Annotated in this window: 20 protein-coding genes; 7 read left to right on the forward strand and 13 right to left on the reverse strand. The window is 71.1% G+C overall.

All coding sequences use genetic code 11. The annotated features are described in order from the left end of the window. Positions 1–24: 24 nt before the first annotated feature. The gene (locus OG943_RS03845; protein ID WP_328608265.1) at positions 25–972 is read right to left on the reverse strand and encodes an Lrp/AsnC family transcriptional regulator; all 948 of its coding nucleotides are present in this window, start codon (positions 970–972) and stop codon (positions 25–27) included. 133 nt (positions 973–1,105) lie between these two features. Between OG943_RS03845 and OG943_RS03850 the strand changes: the two genes are divergently transcribed. Beyond that, positions 1,106–1,927: an NAD(P)H-binding protein gene (locus tag OG943_RS03850; RefSeq protein ID WP_328608266.1), complete on the forward strand. Its 822-nt coding sequence runs from the start codon at positions 1,106–1,108 to the stop codon at positions 1,925–1,927. Positions 1,928–2,099: 172 nt separating this feature from the next. Further along, positions 2,100–2,927 carry an alpha/beta fold hydrolase gene (locus OG943_RS03855; RefSeq protein WP_328608267.1) on the forward strand — a complete coding sequence of 276 codons (828 nt, stop codon included), beginning with the start codon at positions 2,100–2,102 and terminating at the stop codon, positions 2,925–2,927. Positions 2,928–3,011: 84 nt separating this feature from the next. Here OG943_RS03855 and OG943_RS03860 read toward each other — a convergent pair whose 3' ends face one another. Continuing rightward, complete coding sequence (locus tag OG943_RS03860; protein WP_328608268.1) at positions 3,012–3,632, reverse strand: TetR/AcrR family transcriptional regulator; 621 nt, start codon at positions 3,630–3,632, stop codon at positions 3,012–3,014. Between the two features lie 203 nt (positions 3,633–3,835). Here OG943_RS03860 and OG943_RS03865 point away from each other — a divergent pair, with 203 nt between their 5' ends. Then, on the forward strand, positions 3,836–4,093 hold the full coding sequence (locus OG943_RS03865; protein WP_328608269.1) for a hypothetical protein: 258 nt from the start codon (positions 3,836–3,838) through the stop codon (positions 4,091–4,093). Between the two features lie 62 nt (positions 4,094–4,155). On the opposite strand, the gene OG943_RS03870 is transcribed toward OG943_RS03865, so the two are convergent. The 4 genes from OG943_RS03870 to OG943_RS03885 form a co-directional block, all read right to left on the reverse strand. Continuing rightward, on the reverse strand, positions 4,156–4,992 hold the full coding sequence (locus OG943_RS03870) for a redoxin domain-containing protein (protein ID WP_328608270.1): 837 nt from the start codon (positions 4,990–4,992) through the stop codon (positions 4,156–4,158). Between the two features lie 261 nt (positions 4,993–5,253). Then, on the reverse strand, positions 5,254–6,018 hold the full coding sequence (locus OG943_RS03875; RefSeq protein WP_328608271.1) for a class I SAM-dependent methyltransferase: 765 nt from the start codon (positions 6,016–6,018) through the stop codon (positions 5,254–5,256). A 28-nt stretch (positions 6,019–6,046) separates the two neighbouring features. After that, positions 6,047–8,782, reverse strand: coding sequence for a molybdopterin-dependent oxidoreductase (locus OG943_RS03880; RefSeq protein WP_328608272.1), 2,736 nt, complete (start codon positions 8,780–8,782; stop codon positions 6,047–6,049). Further along, positions 8,779–9,594, reverse strand: a complete 816-nt coding sequence (locus tag OG943_RS03885; RefSeq protein WP_328608273.1) for an FAD binding domain-containing protein — start codon at positions 9,592–9,594, stop codon at positions 8,779–8,781. The genes OG943_RS03880 and OG943_RS03885 overlap by 4 nt, the downstream gene beginning before the upstream one ends. Before the next feature lie 122 nt (positions 9,595–9,716). Here OG943_RS03885 and OG943_RS03890 point away from each other — a divergent pair, with 122 nt between their 5' ends. Further along, positions 9,717–11,144 carry a helix-turn-helix domain-containing protein gene (locus OG943_RS03890; protein WP_328608274.1) on the forward strand — a complete coding sequence of 476 codons (1,428 nt, stop codon included), beginning with the start codon at positions 9,717–9,719 and terminating at the stop codon, positions 11,142–11,144. A 6-nt stretch (positions 11,145–11,150) separates the two neighbouring features. Here OG943_RS03890 and OG943_RS03895 read toward each other — a convergent pair whose 3' ends face one another. The 6 genes from OG943_RS03895 to OG943_RS03920 form a co-directional block, all read right to left on the reverse strand. Beyond that, the gene (locus OG943_RS03895) at positions 11,151–11,363 is read right to left on the reverse strand and encodes a hypothetical protein (protein ID WP_328608275.1); all 213 of its coding nucleotides are present in this window, start codon (positions 11,361–11,363) and stop codon (positions 11,151–11,153) included. A gap of 529 nt (positions 11,364–11,892) precedes the next feature. Next, positions 11,893–12,075: a 4-oxalocrotonate tautomerase DmpI gene (gene dmpI, locus OG943_RS03900; RefSeq protein WP_328608276.1), complete on the reverse strand. Its 183-nt coding sequence runs from the start codon at positions 12,073–12,075 to the stop codon at positions 11,893–11,895. A 95-nt stretch (positions 12,076–12,170) separates the two neighbouring features. Next, complete coding sequence (locus OG943_RS03905) at positions 12,171–13,067, reverse strand: LysR family transcriptional regulator (protein WP_328608277.1); 897 nt, start codon at positions 13,065–13,067, stop codon at positions 12,171–12,173. Positions 13,068–13,296: 229 nt separating this feature from the next. Further along, the gene (locus OG943_RS03910; protein ID WP_328608278.1) at positions 13,297–14,169 is read right to left on the reverse strand and encodes a hypothetical protein; all 873 of its coding nucleotides are present in this window, start codon (positions 14,167–14,169) and stop codon (positions 13,297–13,299) included. Further along, positions 14,166–15,506 (reverse strand): hypothetical protein, encoded by a 1,341-nt coding sequence (locus OG943_RS03915; protein WP_328608279.1) that lies wholly within the window; start codon positions 15,504–15,506, stop codon positions 14,166–14,168. The genes OG943_RS03910 and OG943_RS03915 overlap by 4 nt, the downstream gene beginning before the upstream one ends. Then, entirely contained in the window at positions 15,499–15,804 is a 306-nt protein-coding gene (locus OG943_RS03920; protein ID WP_328608280.1) for a DUF6403 family protein, read from the reverse strand. Before OG943_RS03920 ends, OG943_RS03915 begins: the two co-directional genes overlap by 8 nt. A gap of 471 nt (positions 15,805–16,275) precedes the next feature. On the opposite strand from OG943_RS03920, the gene OG943_RS03925 reads away from it, so the two are divergent. The 3 genes from OG943_RS03925 (at position 16,276) to OG943_RS03935 (ending at position 20,726) form a co-directional block, all read left to right on the forward strand. Then, positions 16,276–17,028 (forward strand): SDR family oxidoreductase, encoded by a 753-nt coding sequence (locus tag OG943_RS03925; RefSeq protein WP_328608281.1) that lies wholly within the window; start codon positions 16,276–16,278, stop codon positions 17,026–17,028. Further along, a complete protein-coding gene (locus OG943_RS03930; protein WP_328608282.1) occupies positions 17,025–17,798 on the forward strand; it encodes an SDR family oxidoreductase in 774 nt (257 codons plus the stop codon). Before OG943_RS03925 ends, OG943_RS03930 begins: the two co-directional genes overlap by 4 nt. A 255-nt stretch (positions 17,799–18,053) precedes the next feature. Next, a complete protein-coding gene (locus OG943_RS03935) occupies positions 18,054–20,726 on the forward strand; it encodes a lectin (protein WP_328608283.1) in 2,673 nt (890 codons plus the stop codon). A 151-nt stretch (positions 20,727–20,877) separates the two neighbouring features. Here OG943_RS03935 and OG943_RS03940 read toward each other — a convergent pair whose 3' ends face one another. After that, positions 20,878–21,687 carry an enoyl-CoA hydratase-related protein gene (locus OG943_RS03940; RefSeq protein ID WP_328608284.1) on the reverse strand — a complete coding sequence of 270 codons (810 nt, stop codon included), beginning with the start codon at positions 21,685–21,687 and terminating at the stop codon, positions 20,878–20,880. Positions 21,688–21,689 lie beyond the last annotated feature (2 nt).

Below are 21,689 nucleotides of genomic sequence, written 5' to 3' on the forward strand. Positions count from 1 at the left end.
CCAGGGTCTTGTGGCTCCGGAGCACTAAAGCGTCTTGAGGGTCTGGATGACCGGCGCGGTCTCCATGCGCTGGACCGAGGGGAGCGCGGCGACCTCGGTGGTGAGGTAGGTGAACAGCGCGCCGGGGTCCGGGCACAGGACGTTGGCGTACAGGTTGGTCGATCCCGTCGTGGCGGCGGCGAACGGGACTTCGGCGTGGGCGCCCAGTGCCCGGCCCGCCGCGAGCAGCTGGTCCGGGGCCACCGAGAGCCACAACATGGTCTGGCTGGCCATGCGCAGGCTGCGGTAGTCGTAGTCCACGTCGAAGTAGACGGCGCCGGTCGCCCGCAGTTCGGCGAGGCGGCGGCGCAGGGTGGTCGCGGGGCGGCCGGTGGCCGCGGCCAGTGCGGTGAAGTCGGTGCGGCCGTCGTTTTCCAGCAGGGCCAGCATCTTCCGGTCGCCGTCGTCCAGGGTGACGGGCGGCCCGGGTGCGGGGTCCGGCGGCCGCAGCCGGGCCACCTGCCCGGGCGACAGCGCGTCGACGACGCTCTGCGGGCCGCCGAAGAAGACGTGCAGCAGGCAGTTCGCGCTGACGTCGAGCACTTGCGGGGTCCGCGGCAGCTGCTCCAGCAACAGCGTCTCGCTGTCGTGGCTGGTGGGCGCCCGCACCGTGGCGACGATCTCGGTGCCGCCCGAGGTCAGCTTGACCCACGAGGTGTCGGGGCGCCGCGCCAGCGCCCGGCCGACGGTCCGGGCGACGTTGGGGGTGCACCGGACCCGGACGAACCACGAGACCTCGCCCACCCGCGCCGGGTCGGTGCGGCCGGTCACCCGCAGCTTCCCGGCCGAGCGCAGGCGCGTGTAGCGGCGGGCGACGGTCTGGTCGGACACGCCGAGGACGCGGGCGATCGTGCTGAACGGCGCTCGTCCGTCCAGCTGCAGCGCGTGGATGAGCTGGAGTTCCAGTTTGTCGAACGCGTCGGAAGTCGCCATCGCCGGCCTCTCTGCGTCGAAAGTCGCCATGACGACACCACTGGCTGGTTGTTCCTGATCGTCGAGCCGAGCATAGGCCGGGTCCAGGGCGCCGGCGAACGCCGCCGGCGGGACCGAACGGGGAGGACAAACGATGACAACACTGGTGATCGGGGCTCGCGGCAGCATCGGGCGGCAGGTGCTGGAGCAGCTGGTGGCGGCCGGGGAAACCGTGCGCGCCTCGGTCCGCGATCCCGCGACGGCGGGCCTCCCGGCCGGTGTGCCGGTGGTCGCCGCCGACCTGACCCGGCCCGACACGCTGCGCGCCGCGCTGGACGGGGTGCGGAAGGTCTTCCTCTACGCGCCGCTTTCCGGTGCGGACGCGTTCCTCCAGGCCGCCGGCGACGCGGATCTGGAGCAGGTGGTGCAGCTGTCGTCGGGAAGCGTGCTGCTGCCCGGCGCGGCGGGCAACGTGATCGCCGAGGAGCACCGGGCCGTCGAGCGGTCGTTCGCCGATTCGGGCCTGCGCTGGACCCCGATCCGCCCGCTGGTCCTGGCGGGCAACGCGGTGAACTGGGCGCGCTCGATCCGGGCCGAGGGCGTGGCCCGGCTGTTCCGTCCCGACGCGGTCACCGCCCCGATCCACGAACGCGACATCGCCGCGGTGGCGGTCGCGGCCCTGTCCGGGGGCGCCGGCGTCAGCGCGATGCTGACCGGGCCCGAGCTGATGTCCCAGCAGCGTCAGGTCGAGTCGATCGGCGCGGCGATCGGCCGGGAGATCCGGGTCGAGGAGCTGTCGGAGGACGCGGCCCGCCGCCGGTTCGGGCCCTCGGCCACCGTCGCCGCGATCCTCGAGCTCACCACGGCCGCGGCGGCCGGGGGATCACCGGCGACGGACGCCGTGGAGCGGGTGCTCGGGCGGCCCGCCGTGCCGTTCGAGCAGTGGGCGCGGGACCACGCCGCCGACTTCCGCTGAGGGCTTTCCTTTGGGGGCTTTCCCTTTCCGGCCAACGAAATCCGCCATCGGGGAGGAGTCGCGCCGATGCCCGGCGGATGCGAGCCGGGAGTCTTCATGAGAGTGGACTTGCATGAACGCACGCGGGTCGTCTACAGTCATGCGAGTCAACTCTTACGAAGGGGATTTACCCATGACCGCCTCGGCCACCACCAGCAGCAGCACCCGCACCATCGACCTGGCTGACGGCCTGTCCGTCACCGTCAGCGAATTCGGCGAGAACACCGACGGACAGGCCGTGCTGCTGCTGCACGGCGGCGCCGGGCCCCGCTCGGTGGCCGGTCTCGCGACCGCGATGTCCGAGCACGTTTACACCATCGCCCCCGTCCACCCCGGCTTCGACGGCACGCCGCGGCCGGAGTGGGCCGACAGCTTCGAGGACCTGGCCTGGGCCTACCTGGACCTGCTGGACAAGCTCGACCTGAACGGGGTGATGGTGATCGGCAACTCCCTCGGCGGCCAGATCGCCACCGAGATGGCGCTGCGCGACACCCGCGGGCGCCTGGGCTGCCTGGTCCTGCTCAACGCCTCCGGCCCCCAGCCCGACGACGAAGGTGACATCGTCGACATCCGCACCATTCCCCCGTTGGAGATCGGCGGGCTGTCCTTCGCGAATGCGGCCTTCCGGCCCGACTTCTCGAAGCTGACCGACGAGCAGCGGGCCGGCCAGGCCGCCAACCAGAAGACCCAGGCCGTCTACGCCGGTGAGAACTTCGTCTACGACCCGAAGATCCGCCGACGCCTGCACCGCGTCACCCTGCCGGTGCTGGTTGTCTGGGGCGAGGAGGACGGAATCTTCAGCGCTCGCTACGGCCGCACCTACGCCGGCGCGTTCCCGGACGGCCACTTCGTGCCGGTCCCCGGCGCTGGGCACTTCCCGCAGATCGAGCAGTTGGGCGCGACGCTCGGCGCCATCGGGAACTTCGTCGACACTGTCGTGAAGCCGGACGAGAACGCCTGATCACCCACTTCGCCGCGCAGGGGACTTTCGAAGTCCTCTGCGCGGCGAAGTTGTGTCCGGACTGGGGAAGCCCAGCCCGGACCGTCACTTCTTTCGCTTGCGCCGTCCGGGGTTCTCCTGGACGAACGCCCGGGTGAGCGTGGCCGCGGTGCTGACGGCGCTCGCGATGGCGTCCTCCGGGTCGAGCCCGGACAGGTCGGTCAGGGTGAACAGCGCCTCGGCGCTGACGACCACCGCGAGGCTGCGGCGCAGCTGCGTCAGCGCGGGGCTGTCCGGGTCGTGGCTTTCGGTCAGCGGGGCCAATGCGTCGTCGATCAGGCCGAACCGCAGGCCCGGGCGGGCGGCGGTGCCCGGCCGGGTGACGGTGGCGGCGATCATCGCGCGCACCACCCCCTGCCGGGCGAGGACGTGCCGCAGCAGGAACTCGGCCGCGGCCGCCACGCGTTCCACCGGGTCCTCGGAGCCTTCGACCGTTTTCAGTGCTTCGTCCGGCGTCGGCAGCTGCCCGGCGATCGCTTCCCGCAGCAGGCTGGCCAGGTCCGGGAAGTAGCGGTAGGCCGTCGCTTCGGAAACCAGGGCCGCCTTGGCGATCTCGGGCATGGTCACTTCACGGCCGGTCCGGCTCAGCTCGGCCGCGGCCGCCACGATCGCCCGGTGCGTCCGCAGCTTCTGGTTCACGCGACCGGTGGTGGTCTGCTCGGTCATCGTTCGCCCCTTCCGTCTGCGGCCAGTTTAGCGGGTCGACTCCGATGATGAGAGCTGACTTGCATAACTGAAAGAGTGACCGCTTCCGGCGGGGTCCCTCGTTCGCACGGTCGAGGCGGGGCCGCCGAGTTCGTCCTCGAGGCTGATCAACGACGGCGCCCGGATGCGGAGACTGGGAGGACGAGCTGAAGGAGGTCCACCCCATGTCCCGTATCTTGCGCGACAAAACCGAAGTTTCCTGGAATCGCCTGGTCCCGCGCACGATCGGCCGCGCCTGGTTCAACGTCGTGCTGGCCTTCGTCGCGGTCGGCTGCCTCGCATTCTCGTTCATCGCCAACTACGACGGGCTCGCCTGGCAGACCGTCTCGTACGGGGTGGCGCTGGTGTGCGCCCTGACGCTCATCCCGCGGTCGATCGCGGGACTCGTGATCCTGCGGCGGGAGGCCGCCCGCGATCAGTGAGCCCCAGCGGCCTCGGTCGGCCACCCACGGGCGAGGACGACGGCGGGCGGCCGATCAGCCGATCAGCCGAAGGTGAAGGAGTAAGCCTGCAGTCCCGGGCTGAGGGTCAGGGACAGCTCGCCGCTGTGGAGGCCGGGCGTCTGGGTCAGGCGGTAGAGGTTCGGGGTGCCGCTGACGGTGATGGTGCGGGGCGGCTGCCCGTCGCCGGTGTTGACGGTGACTGTGCCCTGTCCGGCGAGCACGAGGTTGGTGGATTTCGCGGTGTAGCCGAGCTGGAGCTGCGCGCCCGCCCCGGCGGTGGACTTCTGGTAGTCGATGGTCCAGTCGCCGCGGTAGGCGACCTTGCCGGCCGGGATCGTCGGTGGCGCGGTGTAGGCCGTCGGCTGCTCCAGCTGGAGCGGGCTGGTGCCGGCGTAGGTCTTGGGGAGTTCGCCGTAGTTCAGGTAGGTCTCGCGGGTGGTGCGCTGGTCGGTCGGTGTGGTGTCGGGCAGTTCGCCGGGCGCGGGCAGCTTCGCGGCGGGGTTGCTTTGCTGCAACAGGGTTCGGACGAGGTTCTCCGTCTGGTCGTAGGCCCCCTCGCCGAGCTTGAGGTAGCGGACCTGGCCGGTGGCGTCGATCAGGTAGCGCGCGGGCCAGTACTGGTTGCGGAAGTTGTTGAACGTGCTGGTCTCGTTGTCGATCGCGACCGGGTAGGTGAGGCCGAGCTTCTGGGTCGCGGCCTCGACGTTGGCCTGGTCGTGCTCGAAGGCGAACTCCGGCGTGTGCACGCCCACGACATCCAGCCCGGCGGCGTGGTAGCGGGCGTAGAGGTCCTTGATGTGCGGCAGGCTGCGCTGGCAGTTGATGCAGGAGTAGGTCCAGAAGTCGACCAGCACGACGTGGCCGCGCAGGCCGGCCATGGTCAGAGGAACGCGCGTCGGCCCAAGGGGGACGGGGAGTCCAAAGCGATCTCCGGGTGTGGTGGTGGACAAGCAGAACGGGCGACGTCCACCGTGCGCTACGGAGCGAAGATCACCCGCACTGTGATCGTCGGCACACGTTCTAGCAGACATTCGGCATAGCCGTATAGGCCGAATGCCAAATAGCCCCCGGATGGGCTCAGGGGTGATTTTCGCCGCGACTGCGGGTGCGTGGCGGGGAAAAAATCCGCAGGTGCGGAATTACGGCCGGGCGACGATGAGCCGGACGGCGCCGACGAACTCCGGCTGGGCGGCGACCGCGCCGTAGCGGCGATGCCACTCGCCCGAGCCGAGGTCGGCGCGCAGCCGGGCCACGGTCCGGTCGACGGCCTCGGGCTCCACGAAGCCCCAGGCCGACTGCGATCCGCGCACGGCAGGGTCCAGGAAACGCTCGGGCCGCGCGTAATAGGCCTCGGTGAACCCGTCGACGCAGTCCGACGGCACCGGGACCGGCGTCACCTCGCTGGTGCCGCCCAGCACCTGGCGGATGTGCTCGATCGCGGGGTACCGGCGGCGTTCGGCGGCGATCAGTTCGGGCGCGTAGTCGGCGAGCCACAGCCGGTCCAGCGCGTCGCCGTCGAAGGTCAGCACCACGACCGGGCCCCGGCTGACCCGCCGCAGCTCGCGCAGCCCGGCGTCGAGGTCGGCCCACTGGTGGACGGTGACCATCGCCATCGCGGCGTCGAAGCTGTTGTCCCCCAAGGGAAGGCTCTCCGCGGTGGCGTCGATCGCCTCGGCCAGGCGGGCGGGGCGCTGGGCCCGCATCGACGCGGACGGCTCGACCGCGGTGACCTCACGGTCTTCGGGCTCGTACGAGCCGGCCCCGGCGCCGACGTTGAGCACCGTCCGGGCGTCGCCGAGCGCGGCGTGGACGAGCGCGGCGATCCGCGGGTCGGGCCGGCGCTGTACGCCGTACCCGGCGCCGTGGGTCTCGTAGTCGAAATCGCCGGCGATACGGCTGCTCATGGATCCCCCCGATTCTCAGTGCCTGGGCTCACCCTGCGGGAGGCTCCGGATGATCGTCAAGGTGTTTCACCGCGAGCCACACCCGGTCCCGGGTCAGCGGCAGCTCGGTGAACCGGACGCCGGTCGCGTTGCGCAGGGCGTTGGCCAGCGCGGGGGAGACGGGGTTGAACGGGCTTTCGCTCATGGACTTCGCGCCGAGCGGGCCGATGGTGTCCGCGGTGGTCATGAAGTGGACCTCGGTGCGCGGCACGTCGGCGAACGCGGGCAGCCGGTACTGGCGGAAGGCGGCGGTGGTGACCGCTCCGCGCCCGTCCACGCGGACGTGCTCGAACAGCGTGGCCCCGAGGGCCTGCGCGACCCCGCCTTCGACCTGGCCGCGGCACTGCATCGGGTTCATCACCTGCCCGGCGTCGGCCGCGTGCACGCTGCGCAGGATCCGGATCTCGCCGGTGCCGGGGTCGACGGCGACCCGGAACCACTGCGCGTTGAAGGCCACCGAGCGCGGGGTGCCGTCGAAGTGGCCGTCGGCGGCGAGTTCCCGGCCGGCGGCGAGCGCGGCCTGGTGCAGTTCCTTGAGCAGCACCCGTTTTCCGGCGTAGCCGACGGCTTCCTCTTCGAGCCGGCACGACGCCCGGTCCACGCCGAGGTGGGCGGCCGCGAAGTCCAGGATCTGCCCGGCCAGCGCTCCTGCCGCGCGCAGCACCGCCTTCCCCGCGACCACGGTGCCGGTCGAGCCGAAGGCGCCGGTGTCGTGGCGGACGAGGTCGGTGTCGGACTGGCGGATCGTCACCTGCCCGGTGGTGGTGCCGAGTTCGCCGGCCGCGATCTGCCGGTGCACGGTGGTGGTGCCGTTGCCGAACTCCGCCGTGCCGACGGCGACGTCGAAGGTGCCGTCGGAGAGCAGGCTGACCCGGGCGTCGGCGAAATGCCCGCGGGGCGGGGCGGTCGCGATCATCGCCAGCGCCGACCCCTCGCCGACGAGCCAGCCCGGTGGCGCGGGCTCGGCGGGTTCGGCCGCGGCCGCGCGGATGATGCCGAGGCACTGGTCGAGGCCGTAACTGGCGATGTGGAGGTCTTCCTCCTCGCCGTCGGCGGTGGTCATCGCCTCGCCGGCGCGGATGACGGTGCGCTCGCGCAGGACCAGCGGGTCGAGGCCGAGCTGGTGGGCCAGCTCGTCGAGGGCCGACTCGACGGCGAAGATGACCTGGCCGAGCCCGTAACCGCGGAACGCGCCCGAAGGCACGTTGTGGGTGTACACCGAGTAGCCGTCGGCCTTTTTGTTCGGGCACCGGTAAACGGCCAGCGATTCGCCGCAGGCGTGGAAAAGCACGCCGGGGCCGTGGTTTCCGTACGCCCCGGTGTCGGCGACGACGTGCAGCGCCAGCGCGGTGAGGGTGCCGTCGCGGCGCGCGCCCGCCTTGACCCGCACGGTGAACGGGTGCCGGGTGGTGGCGCCGAAGAACTGCTCGGCGCGCGTGTACTCCAGCTTGACCGGACGGCGCAGCCGCAGGGCCGCGAGCACGACGACGTCTTCGACCAGCATCTCCTGCTTACCGCCGAAACCGCCGCCCACCCGCCCGGCCACCACGCGGATCCCGTCCTCGGGCAGGTCGAACAGCGAGCACAGCGCGCGCCGGGTGAGGAACGGGGTCTGGGTGCTGGAGCGGACCGTGAGGCGGCCGGTGTCCTCGTCGAACCAGGCCACCGCGCCGTGCGTCTCCAGGCTCGCGTGCTGCACGCGCTGGGTCCGGAAAGTGTTCTCGTACACGGCATCCGCCTCGGCGAAGCCCGCCTCCACGTCGCCGACCTCGCCGTGCAGCTCGGCGGCGACGTTGTCCCTCGGCCGCGCGATCCCGCTCACGGCCGGGTCCTTGTCGTGGACGACGGGGGAGCCGGGCCGCAGGGCCGCATCGGGGTCGGTGACCGCGGGCAGTACGTCGTAAGTCACCTCGATCCGGCGGCAGCCTTCCTCGGCGGCGGCCTCGGAATCCGCGACTACCGCCGCGACGCGCTGGCCGACGTGCCGCAGCACCCGGTCGAACACCCGGGTGTCGGCGGGGTCGTCCTCGACGTGCTCGTGCTGGGCGCTGGAGTAGAGCCGGTCCGGGGCGTCGTGATGGGTGAGCACCAGCTGGACGCCGGGCACGGCGAGGGCGGCGGTCGTGTCGATGCGGCGGATCCGCGCGTGGGCGTGCGGCGACCGCAGCAGCTTCAGGTGCAGCAGGCCCGGCACGTCGAGGTCGAAGGTGTACCGGGCGGTGCCGGTGACCACCTCCGGTCCGGCCGGCGCGGGCAGGTTCCGCCCGACCGCCTGGCCGCCGGCCGGCTCCTCGACGTGCTTCACCCCGCGGACGGTGTCCTCGATCGCGCGGTAGCCCGTGCACCGGCAGAGGCTGCCCTTGAACGCGCGGGGCAGGTCGGCCAGCTTGTCCTCGTCGAGCGCGGCGGTGGTCATGAGGAAGCCCGCCGTGCAGAAGCCGCACTGAAAGCCCTGGGCGTCAAGGAATTGCTGCTGGACCGGGTGCAGCTCCCCGTCCTTCGCCAGACCCTCGACGGTGGTGACGCTGCGCCCTTCGGCGCGGACGGCCGGGTAGACGCAGCTGTGCACGGGCGCGCCGTCCACGTGCACCGTGCAGGCGCCGCAGTCTCCCGCGTCGCAGCCCTTCTTCACCCCGAAGCAGCCGCGCTCACGGAGGTAGGTGCGCAGGCACTGGCCGGGCCGGGGCTCGGCCTCGAACCGCTGCTCGTTGACGGTGATCTTCATCGGGCGCCGCCCAGCTCGCGGCGGATCTCCTCGGCGAACCGGAAAGTCATGTGCCGCCGCCATTCCGGCAGCCCGTGGATGTCGTCGAACCAGTCGTCCGGCGTGATGGCCCGCGCCAGCGCGTCGTGGAGTTCGCGCTCGTCCGGAAGGGCTGGGAAGTCGAAGCGGAACGGCCGCACGGTGGACGCCGTGACGGTCAGCGCGAACGCGCCACTCGCGTCGAGCGTCCCGATGACCAGCGCGCCCGAGCGGCCCAGCCCGTAGAGCGAGGCCTGGCGGAACGCCGTGCGCCGGGCCAGCGCGGCGGCGGGCAGGGTGACCGACCGCAGCAGTTCCCCCGCGGCCAGCACGGAGCGGCCCGCGCCGGTGACGAACTCGGCGACCGGCACGCGTCGCGAGACACCGTCCTGCGCGGTCAGCAGGCCGACACCGTCGAGGGCGGCGGTCAGGGAGATCATCGGGCCGGCGGGCAGCGCGTTGCACAGGTTTCCGCCCACGGTGGCCATGTTCCAGATCTTGAACGACGCGAGGAACGCCCGGCAGCACTGTTCGACCAGCCCCGCCGCGGGACGGCCGTCGTGCGCTGCGAAGCGGGACAGCTCGGCGATCGTGCACGTGGCGGCCAGCTCGACCGACCCGTCGTCGCGGCGCTGGACGGGCGGCCAGCCGAACCGGCTCAGGTCGACCAGGCGGCGCAGGTGCGGCTGCGGCTCGGAGAACAGGTAGGTGCCGCCCGCCAGCCAGGCGTCACCGGGCAGCCAGGGCGCCGCGCGGCGCGGGTCGAGCACTTCGGTCACGGTGTTCAGGTCCACGCTGTCCGCTCCTCTCGCGAGCTGGTCCTTGAAGGAAACAAGACGCGACGCGGTGACACGAGTGGAGGGCGCTACGGAAAATTCTTCGTGAAACCTCGCGGATCTGGAGCATCATCCAAGGCATGCGGGTGGCTGAGCTTCTCGGGCTGGAAACGCTGGACCTGACCCTGACCTGGGGTGACGACGCCCTGGCCGGGCGGGAGGTGCGCGGCGTGACCGTCACCGACCTGGAAGACCCACGCCGGTTCGTCCGGCCCGGTGACCTGGTCCTGAGCGGGCTGGTCTGGTGGACGCCGGAGCACGGCCGGGCGAAGGCGGAGCGGTTCGTCGCGGCGCTGCGGGAGGCCGGGGCGGCCGCGCTGTTCGCCGGCGAGGAGACCCATGGCGCGGTGCCCGAGGCCGTGGCCGACGCCTGCCGCGAGCACGGCGTCCTGCTCGCCCGGGTCCCCGCGCACACCGATTTCCGGGCCATCACCGACGCGGTCTACCTGCGCCAGTGGGGCGACGTCGGCCGGCTGCCGGCGGGCGGGCGTGCGCTGCCCGAAGGCACCCACCGTGACCTGGACCGGCTGCTCGCCGGGCACGCGCCGCTGGCGGAGCTGCTGGACTGCGCGCTGGCGTCACTCGGCGTCGCGGGCCAGGTCGTCACCGCGACCGGGCGGGTGCTGGCCGGCGCCGAGACGCTGTCGAATCCCCGCGAACTCCCCGTCGAAGGCGGCTCGTCCCGGTACGACGCGTGGCGCCTGCGTACCCCGGCCGAAGCCCCGGTGCCGCCGCGGGCGTTGCACGAGATCGCTGCGGTGGTCGGCCGGTATCGGCTTGGTCAGCCCGGCCATCGGGCGGCGGGGGACCGGCTGGTGTCCGATATGGACGCACGGCTGGTCGTCTCGGACGCATTGCGGTCCTGCGGCCTTCCGGAGACCGGGCCCTACCTGGTCGTCTCCCTTGTTATGGCCGACGCGGCGGACGCTCTGGACGAGGGTTTGGCTTGGCTGAGCGGAATTCCGTTCGCGACCGGGACTCTGCCCCAGGGGGAGGCCGTCGCCGTTGTGTCCGATGTGGACTGTCTTTCGGGATTGGCGCAGGTGTGGCCGAAGCTGCACGCCTGCGCCCCGGACGTGCCGCTGCACGGTGGCCTGAGCGCACCGGCGCCGGACGCCGCCGACCTGCCCGGTGCGCTGGACCAAGCCCGTCACGCCGCGGCGGTGGCGCGTCACGGGACGCCGCGGAGTTCCCGGATCGTCGCGGTCGAGGAGGTCACCGCGTTGGCCGGCCTCCTTGCCGGGTTACCCGCGGCCGTGCGCGCCGCCTACCGCGCGGAAGTGCTCGGACCGCTCCTGCGCCACGACGCGTCGTCGCCCGCCCTTCTGCTCGACACCCTGGAGAACTTCCTTGCCGGCAACGGTTCCTGGACCCGCACGGCCGAGGCGATGCACGTCCACGTGAACACCGTGCACTACCGGATCGAGCGCGTCGAGCAGCTCACCGGCCGTGACCTCTCGCGGCTCGACCACCGTCTCGACCTGCGGGCCGCGCTGCTGTGCGGGTGAGAACTGTCAGAACGGGAAGCCGTGCGCTTGCTCGCGGACGGTCAGCCACTGCCACTGGGTGAACTCGTCCCGCACGACCACCACCGGCGCGACAGGGCCGAAGATCTCCTCGCGGAACGCGGGCCCGCGCGACTGCTCGGCGTGCGGGTTGCCGGCCGGCAGCGCGGCGGCGCGGCGCGAAAGCCGCTCGAGGTATTCGTCGGCCACGGACTCGACCACGATGTGCCGTCCCGCGGTTAGGCAGACCTGGCCTTCGTGCAGAAAGCGCCCCAGGCGCCGGACGAGCCGGCCATGTCGAGGCCGGCGTCCGCGATGGTGACCAGTGAGCCTGGCCGGTGATGTCAGCAGCGGTGAGAAAGGCCGGCCCACGAGCTTCACCAGTCCGGAATGCACGGGTTCGGTGGTGCGCACTCCGACCGCCCGGCCGGATGACCCGCCGTTGATGCTCACCAACGGCCACTGCGTTCAGGGAAAGCGGCCCGCGCCGGGATCGGCGCTGGTCGACCAGCGGGCCCAACCGCCTGACCCAGCGACACACCGCGGCCGATCGCCGATCAGCTTGCTCGCGTTCCGAACGCATCACCGGCCGTGGCAGGCGTGCGGCACAACCACACGCCTGCCACGGGCAGTGCGTCGAAGACTTGCGTGCCAACGATTCGTGCGGCAGCGATGGATCCACAGACTGCCGAGATGACGGTGGTCAACCACCGAGTACCTGACACCCCGGGTCTGTTCTACGGCGAGCTGCTCACTTGTCCGCGGTGAGCTGGCCGGCCACGCCCCAGCTGTCGGTGGGCACTTCCTGGATCCACACCTGCACCGACTCCGCCGGCACCGCGAGGGACTCCACGAACGCGTCCGTGATCCGCTTCACCAGCTCGCGCTTGAGCTCGACGGTGCGCGGACCTTGCTGGACGGTGACGATCGGCATGACGTTCTCCTTGGTCTCACGTGGTTCGGATGAACCGGGTACCAGTCCATCCGAAGAACCCGGCGCGACCAAGGCGCGGTCCGCGATCGCAGCGATCACCGATCGCGATCGCACGCGCGCAGCAGCTCGTCCAGGCACCAGGGCGGGCTGCTCGCGGAGACCGCGAGCAGGGTGTTCATGAGGATCGGCCGCGTGGTCCTGCGGAAGGCGACCTTCGGCGAGGGCAGCCGGCGCGCGTGCGACTCGTACACCACGGTCCAGCTCCCCGAGCCGGAACCGACCGTGGCCAGAGTGTCCTGCATCGTCGTGAACACCGGTCCGAACACCGGGGTGAACCCGGCCTCCCGGCAGGCTGACAGCACCAGGTCGTGCAGAGGTGCGTTGCGGGAGCGGTCGGCCAGCCGCAGTGGCAGGTCGGCCAGATCGGCAAGATCGACCGAGGTGGCGTCGGCCAACGGGTGGTCGATCGGCAGCGCGATGGTGATCTGGTCCTGCCACAACGGGATCAACCGCAGCCCGGGGCTCTCGGTGATGCCACGAACGAAGGTCGCGTCCAGCTCGTGCGCCCGCACCTGATCCAGCCGGGCCCGGGTAGGGGCCGACACCAGTTCCACGCTCACCTGGGAGACGTACTCGGCCAACGCGGACAGGACCCGGTCCAGGTGGTCGCCAAGCCCGTCGCTGGTGCCCAGCCGCAGGGTCGCGCCGTTGGTGCCGGCCGCGTCCGCGATCACGCTCCTGGCCCGGTCCGCCGCGGCCAGCACCGCGCGGGCCTCGGGCACCAGCAACCGGCCGGCCGGGGTCAGCCGCACCGTGCGTGGTGCGCGGTCGAACAACTCGGCACCCAGTTCCCGCTCCAATCGGCGAATCTGCTGACTCACCGCCGACTGCACGATGTGCAGGCGCCCGGCTGCCCGCCCGAAGTGCAGCTCCTCGGCCACAGTCACGAAATAGCGCAGCTGACGCAGTTCCACCAGCACAGTCAACCCCACCGTCCCCAGCCGAGCCAACCGACCTGCCACCCACCTGTCCACCACGACCACGCACTTGCACCGGCCCCGGCACAAAGGCTGCGACGGGCTGACCGAGCCCCATCCGCCCTGTTCAGGCCACGCTGGTGCGGTGTCCAGTCCGGTGGGTTGCGGGCGTTGGCGTTCGCGCCATCGCAGGTAGTCGTGCAGCGCGCCGCGGTCCTGCTGCTGACCCTCAAACGCGGTGTGGTCACTTCCCGGTCAGTTTCCGGGCCCGGGCCAGCAGTTCCTCCACTCGCGTCCGCAACCGGCTGTCGTCCTTGCCCAGCTGCGGCAACAGGTTCGCGTAATCCGACGCCAGCTGCCGGTACTTCCTCGCGAACGAACCGTTGTGGTCGGCGCGGGCGTACCGGCTGTCCAGGTCGATGATTTCCTGTGCCAGCACCGCGGCGGACGACGACAGGGTGGCTTTTTCGTCGTCGGATTCGACGCGGTGAATACGGTGTGCCCCGGTGGCCGCGGCGGCGCGGCGGGCTCCGAAGTAGAGCCCGGCGGCTCCGGCGATCACCGCGGCCAGTGCGGCGATCGCGATCAGGTACCGCGGCAGCGACGGGTCGATCGTGCGGGAACCGTCCGGGATGGTGCTGCTCCGGACGAGCTGGTCGTAGTTGACGACGATCGTCTTGACCGCGTTCAGCGGCTGCTTCGAGAATCCGCCGATGCCGTCGGTTATCTTCGATTCCGCGACGAAGGACTTGCCGAAGTTCGCGTCGTACGCGCCGGGGAACCTCGAGCAGGTGTAGTGGTCGAAGTCGTCGGCCTTGGGGCTGAGCAGGACGGCGATCGTGTCCGGCGCGGCGTTCGACAGGGTGTGGCAGGCATCGGGCAGATCGGTGCCGCCGTCCAGGAAGCCGATGACGAGCCGCCGGTTGCCGACGATGCGTTCGGCGGCGGCCAGGTCGACCTGCTGTCCGGGCGCGGCATACACCGGCGACGAGCGCAGCTGGCGGGCGAGCGGGCCGTCGAACACTCCGGCCGACCAGGTCGCCCAGCCGGCGAGCACGAGGCAGGCGAGGGTGACGAGCCCGAAGCCGCTCTTCAGGAAACGGCGTACGCGAGTCATGCGAGGCTCCCCGGCAGGTAGTGGGCGGGGCGGTAGTCGTCGCGGTCGAGCAGCTCCGCGACAGTGTCCAATTCGGACTGTGCGGAGTCGAGCGCCTCGCGGACGAGCTTGTCGTCCAGCTTCTTGTCGAGTGCTTCGCGGGCGGTGGTGAGATCGGTGATGCCGCGGGCGAGAGCGGCGTCGGAGGGACCGCCGGTCAGTCCGGAAACCTCGACCGCCAGTGCGGTCAGCCCGGCCAGCCGAGCTGGGAAGCCGGCATTGGCGGACGGGCGGTTCCGGTGCAGCGCCGGGCGGATCGAGAACGCGAGGAAGCCGACCGCGCACGCGGCGAAAATCCACGGCAGAGCCGGAAGCGTGACGTGGAGCGGGTCGAACGGCACGTACGGCAGAGGATGGTCGAAGATCCCCGCGTAACGAATGTCGGTGACCTGGCTCAGGTACGCGCCCAGCAATCCGTCTTGCGGATAGCTGCGCGGGCTCAGGAAATCGCCGAACTGGCCGTAGAAGCCGGCGGTGGCCACGTCGGTGAACTCCGCTGCCGACGGGCCGTCGTATTCGATCCATCCGCCGTACATCACGACGATCGGCCGGCCGGGGAATTCCTTGGCCAGCGCGGGACCGTAGTGCACCAGCGGCTCGCCCGCGGGCTGTGTCGGCAGGGCGACGTACAGCGGCTTGCCGGGGAAGGCATTCGTGGCCGCGGGCGGGTTGGCCAGGGTCGATCCCGGGGCGAGATAGCGGCCGGTGGCCCGCACACTCGCGGTCGCCGTGGCGAGTTCGGCCGCGGTCGGTTCGCGTCGTTGCACCGGCGGGACATCGGGCGGTAACGGCTGGTGACGCACGGAGGCGATCATCGTCAGCACTTCGTTCGTCACGTCGGCGGTGCCGAACTGGCGCTGCCAGACCGACGCGTCGTCGGCCGACGCGGTACCGATGCCCGCGGACACTTCCAGGCCTGCAATGGTCACCGAAGCGTTGGACACGTCGCGGACTCGCTTGGCGGCGTCCTTGTCGATCCCCGGCGGCGCGACGAGGATCCGGATGTCCGCGTTCCCGATCGCCTTCCGCACCGCGGCTTCGTCCCAGACGGCGATCGCCCCGGGCAGCCGTACCACCGGCGACGCCTGGACCATCGTCTTCATCTGGTCTGTTGACGGAACTGTCGCGCCGTTCGTCCCGGAAGTGCTGTCCTGGACGGATTTGCCCGAGGACGGCGACTGGGCATAGCTGACCTGTGCGTTCTGCTGTGCTTGCTGAGTAAGGAAGAGGACCAGCGTCAGCACCGCGGCCGCGAGCAGACCCCAGCGCGCGAAGTGCGGCCAGCGCTTTTCAGCCACGAGCGGCCTCCTGCCACAGCTTGTCCGCGTGGCGAGCCTGTTCGCGCACGGTCTCCGCGGCGCCGGGGCCACCGCCTTCCGCGGCGAGGGCGGTCGCGCGGGCCAGCAACTGCTCGGCTTCCGGATGTTCGCCGGAAGCCGCGTCCCGGCTGATCGCGGCGCGTTCGAGCGCGGCCTGCGCGGCTGCCCACGCGGTGCGCAGCCGCGCTTTCCGCTCTCGTTGCCGCGGCAACGCCACGACCGCGTACCCGGCCGCCACCAGGACGACCGCGGCCGCCACCCAGATCCACCAGGTCATCTTGAGGCTCCCTCGCTTCGCGAGGCCTCATTCTGCGTGACGCCCAGCCGGTCGGTGGGGTAATTGCCGGATCGGGTCCGTGAGTGTGGCGGGGGCCTCGACGAACCCCGACCATCGCGACCCCGTGGCCACCTCGCCGCCCCGCCGGAGCGAACACCACCGATTGCCGCGGGCATCCGTCGCCAGGAAAGCTTGGTTGTTCGCCGTTATATCAAGCGGTCCGCCCGTGCAGGGTCCGCGGCCTCGTTGCTCCGGCAGGTCATGGTGTGGTGGTCTCGCGGGCTCCATTCGAGCAACCGATGCGCCTCGATCCAGGCAGCACAGATCGAACACACTGGGTAGCTGAACTGATCGCGTACGGTGTCGATTTGTTGTCACGAGAACCGTCGGGGTGCGCAGGGACGCGTCCTGCATAATGACGCTAAGCAAGCGCTTAGGCGTCGGCCGCGAGAGGAACAGGAGACCAGTGTTGTGAACTCGTTCAAGGATCGCGTGGCGATCGTCACCGGGGCCAGCCGGGGGATCGGGCTCGGTATCGCGAAGGAGCTGGTCCAGCGCGGCGCGAAGGTGTGCATCACCGCGCGCAAGCCGGAGCCGCTGGCCGAGGCCGTCGCGGAGCTGGGTGGTGGGGACTTCGCGATCGCCGTGCCCGGCAAGGCGGACGACGTCGAGCATCAGGCCGAGGCGGTGGCGAAGACCGTCGAGCGGTTCGGCCGGCTCGACCTGCTGGTCAACAACACCGGGATCAACCCCGTGCTCGGCTCCACACTGGACATCGACCCGCTGGCCGCGGCCAAGATCCTCGGGGTCAACGTGCTCGCGCCGCTGTCCTGGATCAAGCACGCCCGCGACGCCTGGATGGGCGAGCACGGCGGCTCGGTGGTCAACGTCGCGTCCATCGCCGGCATCCGGGCGTCACCCGGCCTCGGCATGTACGGCGTGAGCAAGGCCGCGCTGATCCGGCTCACCCAGGAGCTCGGCGCCGAACTGGGGCCGAAGATCCGCGTGAACGCCGTGGCGCCCGCAGTGGTCAAGACCAAATTCGCGACGGCGCTGTACGAGGGCCGCGAGGAGGAGGTCGCCTCGGTCTACCCGATGAAGCGGCTCGGCGTGCCCGCCGACATCGCCGGCGCGGTGGCGTTCCTGCTGTCCGAGGACGCGGGCTGGATCACCGGCCAGACCATCGTGCTCGACGGCGGCGTGACCCTGGGCGGCGGCCTGTGAGCGCCGGGGTCGTCGTCACCGGGGGCGGCGGCGGGATCGGCGCGGCGCTGGCCCGCCGGTTCGCCGCCGAGGGCGCCCGCGTCGTGGTCGCGGACCTCAACGGTGACGCCGCCGCCGAGGTGGCCGCCGAGGTCGGCGGGACCGCGTTCGCCGGTGACGTCGCGAGCGAGGACGGCGTCGCCAAGCTCATCGCCGCCGCGCGCGAGACGCTGGGCGAGATCGACGTCTTCTGCGCGAACGCGGGCATCGCGCCGTTCGGCGGCGAGCAGTCGACCGAAGAGGACTGGGCGCGCACCTGGGACGTCAACGTGATGGCCCACGTCCGCGCGTCCCGGCTGCTGCTGCCGGCGTGGCTGGAACGCGGCAAGGGCCACTTCATCGCGACGGTGTCCGCCGCGGGCCTGCTGACCAGCCTCGGCTCCGCGCCGTACTCCGTGACCAAACACGGCGCGCTGGCCCTCGCCGAGTGGCTTTCGGCGACCTACCGCCACCGCGGCCTCACCGTGCAGGCGATCTGCCCGCAGGGCGTGCGCACGGCGATGCTGGAGAGCACGGGCGAGCGCGGCAAGCTGCTGATGGAGGCGTCGGCGATCGAGCCGGCCCAGGTGGCCGACGCGTTGTTCGCCGCCATCGAGGAGAAGCGTTTCCTGGTGCTGCCGCACGAGGAAGTCGCCCAGTACTACGCGGCGCGCGCCACCCAGACCGACCGCTGGCTCGGCGGGATGAACAAGCTGCAGCGCAAGATGGAAGAGCTGCCCGAAGAAGCCTGACCCGCCGTGGTCCGTCAAGGCCTCCTTACCCGCGTCCCACGCGGGTAAGGAGGCCTTGACGGCGTTCGACGGGCGCTGCCGGAATTCATTCCTTCGCCTTCGGCCGGGCAGCGCAGGCGCGTTGATCCACTGCTGTCCGGAACACGACAGGAAACCGGGCCGATCTTGACACCGCCCGCGCGTCACGAGGACCGTTCCGATCGCACTTCGGCGAAACAACTCGTGCTCCGGAGCGAAGGACAAGCAGACATGGTCATGCGTCGATTGTTACTGAGATTGTCCGGCGCGGGCCTGCTGGCCGCCGCGCTCGCGGTTCCCGTTTCCGCCCCCGCCGGGGCCGCGACCCTGGTCTCCGATCCGGCGTCGCTGGTGAACCCGTTCATCGGCACTTCCAACCAGGCGGACGACTTCCCGGGCGCGGACGTGCCGTTCGGCATGGTCCAGTGGAGCCCGGACACCCCCAGCCGGCCCAGCGGCGGCGGGTACGAATACAACGATTCTTCGATCACCGGATTCAGTTTGACGCATTTGTCCGGTCCGGGGTGCGGCGCGGACGGTGACGTCCCCATTCTGCCCACCGTCGGCGCCGTGGACACCGGGGCCAAGGATTCGTTTTCCCACGCCAATGAGTCGGCGAACGCCGGGTATTACTCCGTCGGCCTCGACAATGGCGTGAAAACGGAGCTGACCGCCGCCCTGCGCTCCGGCCTGGCCAAGTTCACCTTCCCGTCGAGCACCCAGTCCAACCTCGTCTTCAAGCTCAACGGCAGCCAGAACGGCACCTCCGACCAGACCTGGAACGTGGTCAGCCCGACGGAGGTGTCCGGCTCGGTGACCTCCGGGCACTTCTGCGGCGCCGGCTTCACCTACACGCTCTACTTCGACCTGGTCTTCGACCGGCCGTTCGCGACCAGCGGCACCGCCGCGGCGCCCGCCGTCACGCCGAAGGCCGCACCGGGCAAGCTGCACGGCCAGGCCACCCCAGCCGCACCCGCCGCCCCGGCGGCCGGGCCCGCGGGCTCCTACGTGCGGTTCGACACCACCTCCAACCCCACCGTGCAGGCGAAGGTCGGCGTGTCCTACGTGTCGGTGGCGAACGCGGTGGCGAACCGGACGGCCGACCTCCCGTCGTTCGACTTCACCGGGGCGAAGCAGGCCGCGCACGACTCGTGGAACTCGATGCTCGGCCGCATCCAGGTGGGCGGCGGCACGGCGGCGCAGCAACGCGTCTTCTACACCGCGCTGTACCACTCCCTGTTGCACCCCAACGTGTTCTCCGACTCCAACGGCCAGTACATCGGCTTCGACAACAAGGCGCACACCGTCGCGAGTGGACACTCGGCGCAGTACGCGAATTTCTCCGGCTGGGACATCTACCGCACCCAGGCGCAGCTGTCGGCGCTGGTCGCGCCCACCCAGACCAGTGACATCGCGCAGTCCATGATCACCGACTACGACCAGGGCGGCACGCTGCCCAAGTGGGCGCAGAACAACGGCGAGACCGACGTGATGGTCGGGGACCCGGCCGCGCCGATCCTCGCGAGCTACTACGCGTTCGGCGCCCGCGGGTTCGACACCTCCGCGGCGCTGGCCGCGATGGAGCACCAGGCGAGCGAACCGAACAACGACCGGCCCTGGCTCGCCGACCTCAACTCGCCGGGCTACATCCCGGGCAACGTCGACAGCAACTACGAGTGCTGCAACGCCTATGGCCCGGTCTCCACGCAGCTGGAGTACGACTCCGCGGACTTCGCGGTCTCGGCGTTCGCCGGAGCGCTGGGGGACAAGACGAACCAGGCGTTCTACGCCGGCCGCGCGCAGAACTGGAAGAACACCTTCAACCCGGCCAGCGGTTTCATGCAGCCGAAGGACTCGAGCGGCTCGTGGACCGGCGGGTTCGACCCGAAGAGCCAGTCCGGCTTCGTCGAGGGCACGTCGTGGCAGTACACCGGCATGGTGCCGTTCAACGTGGCCGGCCTCGCGAAGGCGCGCGGTGGCAACGCCTCGCTGGTGAGCTACCTCGACAGCGTCCTGTCCGACTTCCACTACGGCGACGGCAGCAAGTCCGACCTCGGCAACGAGCCGAGCCTGGAACTGCCGTGGGAGTACGACTACGTCGGGCAGCCGTACAAGACGCAGAAGGTCGTGCGGCAGGCCCAGGACCAGATCTGGAGCGACGCCCCCGGCGGGTTGGCCGGCAACGACGACCTCGGCGCGATGAGCGCGTGGTACGTCTTCTCCGCGCTCGGCTTCTACCCGATGACGCCGGGCACGGCGGACCTCGCGCTCGGCAGCCCGCTGTTCACGCAGTCCGTGACCACACTGCCCAGCGGGAAGACGCTGACGGTCAACGCGCCGGCCGCCGCGGACAACGCGCCGTATGTGCAGAGCGCCACCTGGAACGGCGGAGCCTGGAACAACGCGTACGTCCCGACGTCGGCGATCACGGCGGGCGGCACGCTCGCGTTCACCCTCGGCACCACGGCCAACACGGGGTGGGCGGCGTCGAGCCCGCCGCCGTCGTACGAGGGCGGGAGCCTGCCGCACCTGGGCACGCTCACGTCCGGGATCGCCGGCAAGTGCGCCGACGTCGACCACAGCGGCACGGCCAGCCCCACGAAGGTCCAGATCTACACGTGCAACCCCACCGGCGCCCAGCAGTGGTACGCCGCGCCGGACGGTTCCTTGCAGGCCGAGGGCGGCTGCCTCGACGTCTCCAACAGCGGCACCGCCGAGGACACATTGGTCCAGCGGTGGCACTGCAACGGCAGCGTCGCGCAGGTGTGGCAGCCCGGTGCCAACGGCTCGCTGGTGAACCCGAATTCCGGGCGCTGCCTCGACGACCCGCAGGCCACCACGGTCGATGGCACCCAGCTGCAGATCCACACCTGCAACGGCACCGCGGCGCAGAACTGGACGCACAACTGAGCTGAAAGTCCCCGCCACCCCGGATTTTCCGGAGCGGCGGGGACTTTCGCGTCGTTGGATGCCCTGAAGGCCACCATGAGGGCGGATAGGTCCCTGAAGGTGGCCTTCAGGGCCGTGCTGTGCGCTCAAGACGGGCCGCGCCCGGTGCCGCTCAATCGCCGGTGTGGGGCGGGAATCGCGGCGGCCGCCGTTCGTTCCAGCTCGCCACGCCCTCGGCCAGCTCCGGGTGGCCGAACGAGTCCAGCATCAGCTTGGTCGACGCCACCGCGGACTGCTCCAGCGACGTGGCGGGCTCGCGGGTGACCTGGTCCTTGATCGTCGCCATCGAGCGCGGGGCGCTGTACGTGGCGAGTTCGGTGGCGTAGGCGTGCGCGCGCAGCGCCAGCTCCCCGGCGGGCACGATCTCCTGCACCAGCCCGTATTCCAGCGCCTGCTCGGCGGTGAACGTGCGGGCCGACAGCAGCAGGTCCAGCGCGCGGCCGCGGCCGACGAGTTCCGGCAGCAGCTTCGCGACGCCGTATTCCGCGATCAGCCCGCGGCGCGCGAACGCCGTGGTGAACTTCGCGCCCGCGGCGGCGAAGCGCACGTCGGCGGCGCAGGCGAGGACAAAACCGAGGCCCGCGCAGCCGCCGTTGATCGCCGCGACGACCGGAACGCGCACGAGCGCGGCGGCGAGCACGTCGCGGTAGCCCTCCAGGTCGTCGTCGGTCACCGGCGGCGCCTCGGAAATGCCGCCGAGCAGGCCGAGATCCGCGCCGGGGCAGAAGGCGCGCCCGGCCCCGGTCACCACCACCGCGCGGACGGCCGGGTCGGCCTCCGCCGCCCGCAGCAGGGAGCCGTACCGCGCCTGCATGGTCCGGTCCATCGCGTTGCTGCGCTCGGGCCGGTCGAAGGTGAGCGTGGCGACCGGCCCGGCCGCCTCGTACCGGACACCATCCACAATGGACTCTTCAGCGGGCAACG

Source organism: Amycolatopsis sp. NBC_00345 (assembly GCF_036116635.1).
Lineage (GTDB): Bacteria > Actinomycetota > Actinomycetes > Mycobacteriales > Pseudonocardiaceae > Amycolatopsis.